Origin of the sequence: Streptomyces sp. NPDC058877, assembly GCF_042742855.1 — a bacterium.
Taxonomy (GTDB): Bacteria; Actinomycetota; Actinomycetes; order Streptomycetales; family Streptomycetaceae; genus Streptomyces.
In genome coordinates this window covers 24,296-30,329 of record NZ_JBHYMF010000082.1, presented here as the reverse complement: position 1 = coordinate 30,329, position 6,034 = coordinate 24,296, and the positions used below count along the sequence as shown (strand labels likewise).

Annotated in this window: 6 protein-coding genes; 2 read left to right on the top strand and 4 right to left on the bottom strand. The window is 72.1% G+C overall.

What is annotated here, in order from left to right:
* Nucleotides 1-75: 75 nt before the first annotated feature.
* Entirely contained in the window at nt 76-270 is a 195-nt protein-coding gene (locus ACFW2Y_RS20030; RefSeq protein WP_056558898.1) for a hypothetical protein, read from the bottom strand.
* 258 nt (nt 271-528) lie between these two features.
* A complete protein-coding gene (locus ACFW2Y_RS20025; protein WP_384880778.1) occupies nt 529-1,674 on the bottom strand; it encodes a PP2C family protein-serine/threonine phosphatase in 1,146 nt (381 codons plus the stop codon).
* Between the two features lie 106 nt (nt 1,675-1,780).
* On the opposite strand from ACFW2Y_RS20025, the gene ACFW2Y_RS20020 reads away from it, so the two are divergent.
* Nucleotides 1,781-3,010 (top strand): GNAT family N-acetyltransferase, encoded by a 1,230-nt coding sequence (locus ACFW2Y_RS20020; RefSeq protein ID WP_384880775.1) that lies wholly within the window; start codon nt 1,781-1,783, stop codon nt 3,008-3,010.
* 45 nt (nt 3,011-3,055) lie between these two features.
* Complete coding sequence (locus tag ACFW2Y_RS20015) at nt 3,056-4,297, top strand: IS4 family transposase (protein ID WP_384880773.1); 1,242 nt, start codon at nt 3,056-3,058, stop codon at nt 4,295-4,297.
* 288 nt (nt 4,298-4,585) lie between these two features.
* Here the strand turns inward: ACFW2Y_RS20015 and ACFW2Y_RS20010 are convergent, their stop codons facing one another.
* Together ACFW2Y_RS20010 and ACFW2Y_RS20005 are read right to left on the bottom strand one after the other, a co-directional pair.
* Nucleotides 4,586-5,395: an Fpg/Nei family DNA glycosylase gene (locus ACFW2Y_RS20010; RefSeq protein WP_384880769.1), complete on the bottom strand. Its 810-nt coding sequence runs from the start codon at nt 5,393-5,395 to the stop codon at nt 4,586-4,588.
* Entirely contained in the window at nt 5,395-5,889 is a 495-nt protein-coding gene (locus tag ACFW2Y_RS20005; RefSeq protein ID WP_384880766.1) for a ribose-5-phosphate isomerase, read from the bottom strand. Before ACFW2Y_RS20005 ends, ACFW2Y_RS20010 begins: the two co-directional genes overlap by 1 nt.
* Between the last annotated feature and the right edge of the window lie 145 nt (nt 5,890-6,034).

The window sequence follows — 6,034 nt, the reverse complement described above, 5'->3', positions numbered from 1 at the left end:
GCGCGAGACAGCGCACCGGGCCCGGCCCTCTTCGCGTTCGGGTGGGGCGCCCCACGGGGCCCCACCCGAACGGGTTCAGAACTTGATCGAGGCGACCGTCTGCGTGATCGAGTCGAGGAAGCGCTGGATGTCGTCGGCCATGCCGGTGGAGGCGAGGAAGAAGCCGAAGAGGACCGCGACCACGGCAGGGCCGGCCTTGAGGTTCCCCCCGCGGATCAACACCACCAGGATGATTGCCAACAGCAACACCACGGACAGTGAAATGGCCACAACTGATCCCACCCTCGGTCGGTCCCACCTTGCCCACCAGGGAGCCCCTGTCTCGGAACACCCCCCGTTGCCCTCCATCGTGCCACCAACCCTCCTGCCCTCGCTGCCGGGTGACGAATCGTCTCGGCAGGAGGGACGGGCTGCGGGGAAAGCGGGTGCACCGACGCCGCGAAGCGGGAAGCCGGGACGCCGTCCGCGAGATGCGCCCCGGTCGTGCGGAGGACCGCAGGATGGCCGGAATCGATCGGGAGCGGGCGGTCAGGCCGGGCGGGAGATCAGCAGGAGGGCGCGGTCGTCGTTGACGTCCTTGGCGACGGCCTCGATCAGGTGCCAGGCGACGCCCTCGAAGCCTTCGGTCACGCAGCGGTCGGCCTCGCCGGTGAGCCGGTCGATGCCCTCGGCGATGTCCCGGTCGGCGGCTTCGACCAGGCCGTCGGTGAAGAGCATGAGGACGTCGCCGGGACGCAGCGACCCCTTGACCGGATGGAACTCGGCCCCGTCGTAGACGCCGAGCAGGGGGCCTTCGGCGGCCTTCTCCTCCCAGCGACCGCTGCCCGCGTGGAGTTGGAGGGCGGGCAGGTGACCGGCGGAGAAGAGCTCGTAGTCGCCGGACTCCAGGTCGAGGACGAGGTGGATGGAGGTGGCGAAGCCCTCGTCCCAGTTCTGGCGGAGGAGGTAGCCGTTGGCGGCGGGCAGGAAGCCGTCCGGCGGGAGCGATCCGAGGAGCCCGCCGAAGGCGCCGGAGAGCAGCAGCGAGCGGGAGGCGGCGTCCATGCCCTTGCCGGAGACGTCGGTGAGGACGACCTCCAAGGTGCGACCGCCGTGGGTGCGGGCGGCGACGACGAAGTCGCCGGAGAAGGACTGCCCGCCGGCCGGGCGCAGCGCCATCTCGCGGTGCCAGCCCTGGGGGAGCCGGGGCAGTGCGCTCTGCACGCGGATGCGTTCGCGCAGGTCGAAGAGCATGGTGCCGCCGCGCCGCCAGGGCACGCCGACCCGGGCGCGGAACTGGGCGATGAGCAGTCCGAAGAGGCCGCAGGCGGCGACGACGAGGACCGTGCCGGGGGTGACCCTGGCGGGACCCTGGGTGTACGGACCGAGGACGATGGATTCGACGATCAGGGCGCCTGCCGCCGCCGCGTACAGGGCGAGGAGGCTGGCGGGGCGCAGCAGCAGTCCGCCGGCCACGATGGGCAGGGCGAGCGCTGCCGGTGAGCACCAGACGGGGTCGACGAGGCTGCCGCAGGCGATGGCGGGGATCACCAGGAGGAGTCCGACGAAGGCGAGCCAGTCGGCGCCGTCCCCCCGGAAGTAGTCGACCGCGGACCTGCGCAGCGAAACGCGGGCCCGGCGCACGCGCCTGCGTGCCCGGGCCGCGTACGTGTTCATTCCCGCGCGATGTCCCATTGGCCTGGACCCTATCCATCCCGTCGGGCGTCGTGCAGGGGTACCCCCGTGACAATGTGCGGGAAATCGGGTCGCTGCCGGAGCGAGCCGTTGATATCGATGGCGCATGACGACTGAACTGCGGGTTCTCGACCCGTTGGAGTGGGACCGCTGGTACGGGGTGTTGGAGCTCGCGTTCGGGGGCGTGCCGGAAAGTCCGGAAGAGCGGCAGCTGTGGCGTGACCTGACCGAGTGCGACCGTTTCCTGGGGGCGTGGGACGGTGATCTGTGCGTGGGCACGGCGGGGGCGTTCGCGTTCCGGCTCACGGTGCCGGGTGGGGCGTCGGTCCCGGCGGGCGGGGTGACGATGGTGAGCGTGGCGGGAACCCACCGGCGGCGCGGGATCCTCACCGCGATGATGCGGCGGCAGCTGGACGACCTGAGGGCGGCGGGCGAGCCGCTCGCCGTGCTGACGGCGTCCGAACCGGAGATCTACGGGCGGTTCGGCTACGGCGTCGCCGCGTACGCGGTGCGGGCGACGATCGACACGAACCGGGTGCGGCTCACGGTGCCGGAGGGCACGGACTCCGTGGTGCTGAGGCAGGCGGACCCGGCGGATTCCTCCGCGGCGTGCGAGGCGGTGTACGCGAGGTCGGTGCCGTTGCGGCCGGGGATGCTCGCGCGGCAGCCCGGGTGGGAGCGGCTGCCGCTACTGGACCCCCCGGCCGATCGGGAGGGGACGTCGCCCCGGCTCTGCGTGCTCGCGGAGCGGGACGGGGAGGTCGTGGGGTTCGCGCACTACGCGATCAAGCCGGACTGGTCGTTCACGGGGGCCGAGGGGTCGGTGCGCGTGCACCAGTTGTTGGGGCTCGATCCGGCGGCGGAGGCGGCGCTCTGGCGGTTCCTCTGTTCGGTGGACCTGACCTCGGAGGTGCGGATCCACAGCCGGCCGGTGGACGACGGCTGGCAGCACCTGGTGAGCGACGTGCGGCGGTGCGCACCGACCTTGCGGGACGCCCTGCACGTGCGCCTCGTGGACGTGGGTGCGGCGCTCGGGGCCCGGACGTACCAGGCGCCGCTGGACGTGGTGTTGGAGGTCGCGGACCCGTTCTGCCCGTGGAACGCGGGTCGGTGGCGGTTGACGGGCGACGCCAAGGGGGCGGTCTGCGTCCGCACCGGGGACGCCCCGGACCTGGCGCTGTCCGCGGGGGAGTTGGGGGCGGCCTACCTGGGCGGTACGTCACTGGTGTCGTTGGCCGCGGCCGGGCGGGTCCGGGAGCTGCGCGGAGGGGCGCTGGTCGAGGCGTCCGTGGGCTTCGGCTCGGCCGTCGCGCCGTGGTTGCCGCACGGGTTCTAGGTGCAATACCGGTGACTTTGGACCGGTTCGGTCGTTGGGCTGGTCGTGCCAAGGCCAGGACAAGCGAAGTCGTCGGTGGGTGACCGGTTCTCGGATCGGATCGCGTTGGGAGTGCTGACGCGCGCCTTCCCGCCGGAGTTGATCGACGAGGTCGTCGCCGGGTGCGGCCGGGTCGAGCAACGGAGTCGGCTGCTGCCCGCTCGGGTGGTGGTGTACTTCGTGCTGGCGATGTGCCTGTTCTTCGGCCAGGGATACGAGGAGGTGGCCCGGCTTCTCGTTCAAGGCCTGGAGTGGGAGGGCCGCTGGGCGAGAGCGTGGCGGGTGCCGACGACTGCGGCGATCGGCCGGGCCCGGCTCCGGTTGGGGCCGGAGCCGCTGCGGGCTCTGTTCGACCGGGTCTGCCGGCCGGTTGCGGACAAGCGGACACAGGGTGCCTGGTACCGGCGCTGGCGACTGGTCGCGGTGGACGGCACGACGTTCGATCTGCCGGACACGGCGGCGAACGCCGAGTTCTTCGGACGGCCCGGTACCAGCCGCGGACAGGGGAGAAGCGCGTATCCGCAGGCTCGGGTCGCGGCCCTGGCCGAATGCGGTACCCATGCGGTCTTCGCGGCAGAGATCGCCCCGCTGGCCGTCCACGAGACCGCCCTGGCCGAGCGGCTGTTCCCTGCCCTGGCCGAGGACATGCTCGTGCTCGCCGACCGGGGCTTTTGCGGCCTGGACCTGTGGCGGGCCGCCCGGGCCAGCGGCGCCGACCTGCTGTGGCGGGTGCGGAGCACCGCGGTGCTGCCGGTCCTGACCCCGCTCGACGACGGCTCCTACATCTCGGAGATCGTCGCCGCACGTGACAAGAACCGGCGGGCGGACCCGGAACAGGTGCGGGTCATCGAGTACACGCTCGGCCCGCGTGGCGGCGACGGCACCGTTTACCGGCTGATCACCAGCATCCTCAACCCCGACCAGGCCCCGGCCGGAGAACTCGCCGCCCTATACGCCCAGCGGTGGGAGATCGAGAGCACGCTCGACGAGATCAAGAACCACCAGGGCACACCCAGGCTCGTACTGCGTTCCCAGCATCCGCGCGGGGTCGAGCAGGAGATCTTCGCGTTCCTGCTCGTCCACCACGCTCTACGCGACCTGATGCACCAGGCCGCTCTCCACGCCGGCCACGATCCCGACCGGATCTCCTTCACCCGCACCCTTCGCGTCGTCCGCCGCCACGTCACCGGGCAGGCGGCGCTTTCCCCCCTCCCGACTCGCCCGGGCCATCGCCCAGAGCCTGCGTGAGATCACCGAACGACTACTGCCCGCAAGGCGATTGCGTTCCAACGCCCGCGTCGTCAAACGCAAGATGTCGAACGGGGGACTCAAACGGGCCGAGCACTCCAGCCCGCCCCCAGCTGTCACTCCTACCGTCCGGCTTGTCGGGCCGACCAAGACCAGCCCGACTCGCCGGAATCCCACCTAAATCACCGGTATTGGTTCTAGGGGCGGTTTCCCGGAGGGCGGGCGCCGGGAGGCGGCTCCCGCTCGTCGCTCGGGTGCCCCGGCGCGGGGCGGCCGCCCGCGTCGGGGTCAGCGCGTCTGGCAGCCGGGGCACCAGAAGAGGTTGCGGTTCGCCAGTTCGGCCGTGCGAACCTCTTCCGCGCAGATGTGGCAGGGCCGGTGTGCGCGGCGGTAGACGTAGACCTCGCCGCCGTGGTCGTCCACGCGGGGCGGACGGCCCATGGCTTCGGGGGTGTGCTCGGGGCGGACCGTGTCGATGCGGTTCAGGCGGACTCCCTCGCGCATCAGTTCGCGGAGGTCGGTCCAGATCGCGTGCCACTCCCCCGCCGTGAGGTCCTTGCCCGCCCGGTACGGGTCGATGCCGTGCCGGAAGAGGACCTCGGCGCGGTAGACGTTGCCGACGCCGGCGATGACCTTCTGGTCCATGAGGAGGGCGGCGATCGTCGTGCGGGACGCCGAGATCCGGCGCCAGGCCCGGTCGGGGTCGTCGGCGTCGCGGAGCGGGTCGGGCCCCAGGCGCTCGTGTATCGCCTGCTTCTCGGCGTCGGTGATCAGCGCGCAGGTGGTGGGACCGCGCAGGTCGACGTGGCCGTGGGCGTCGGCGATGCGCAGGCGGACGGTGTCCGTGGGCGGCGGGGCCGGGGCGTCGCCGAAGTTCACCTTGCCGAAGAGGCCCAGGTGGATGTGGACCCAGCCGGTTCCCTCGAAGGCCAGGAAGAGGTGCTTGCCGTGGGCCTCGGCGGTCTCCAGGACGGTGCCGTCGAGCAGGGCTGCCGAGTCGGCGAACTTCCCCTGGGGGCTGGAGACGCGCACGCGCCGGCCGCCGAACCGCTCTCGGTGGTCGGCGGCCAGCCGGTGGATGGTGTGCCCCTCGGGCATCAGGCGGTCGGCTCCTGCGGGTGGTGCGCGGGGATCGGGGGGAGCTCGCCGGTGTTCTCGTACGCGGTGAGCATGTCGATCCGGCGGGTGTGGCGCTCGTCGCCGGAGTACGGGGTGTTCAGGAAGATCTCGACGAACTTGGTCGCCTCTTCCTGGGTGTGCATCCGGCCGCCGACGGAGATCACGTTGGCGTTGTTGTGCTCGCGGCCGAGGGCGGCGGTCTGCTCGCTCCAGGCGAGGGCCGCACGTACCCCCTTCACCTTGTTCGCGGCGATCTGCTCGCCGTTGCCGGAGCCGCCGATGACGATGCCCAGGCTGTCCGGGTCCGCGGCCGTCTTCTCGGCGGCGCGCAGGCAGAACGGCGGGTAGTCGTCGAGGGCGTCGTAGATGTGGGGGCCGCAGTCGACGGGCTCGTGGCCGTGAGCCGTGAGCCACTCGACGAGGTGGTTCTTGAGTTCGTAGCCGGCGTGGTCGGAACCGATGTAGACGCGCATGACGCCGAGTGTGGCACGCCGGGGGCCGGGAGGCGGTCAGCGGGGTCGCCGGGTCGCTCCGTGCGGGGCCCGCTCCCCGCGCGCACGGAGGGCCCCGCCGTTCCGTCGGGAGCGGCGGGGCCCTTCACGGCACGGGGCGGCCGGT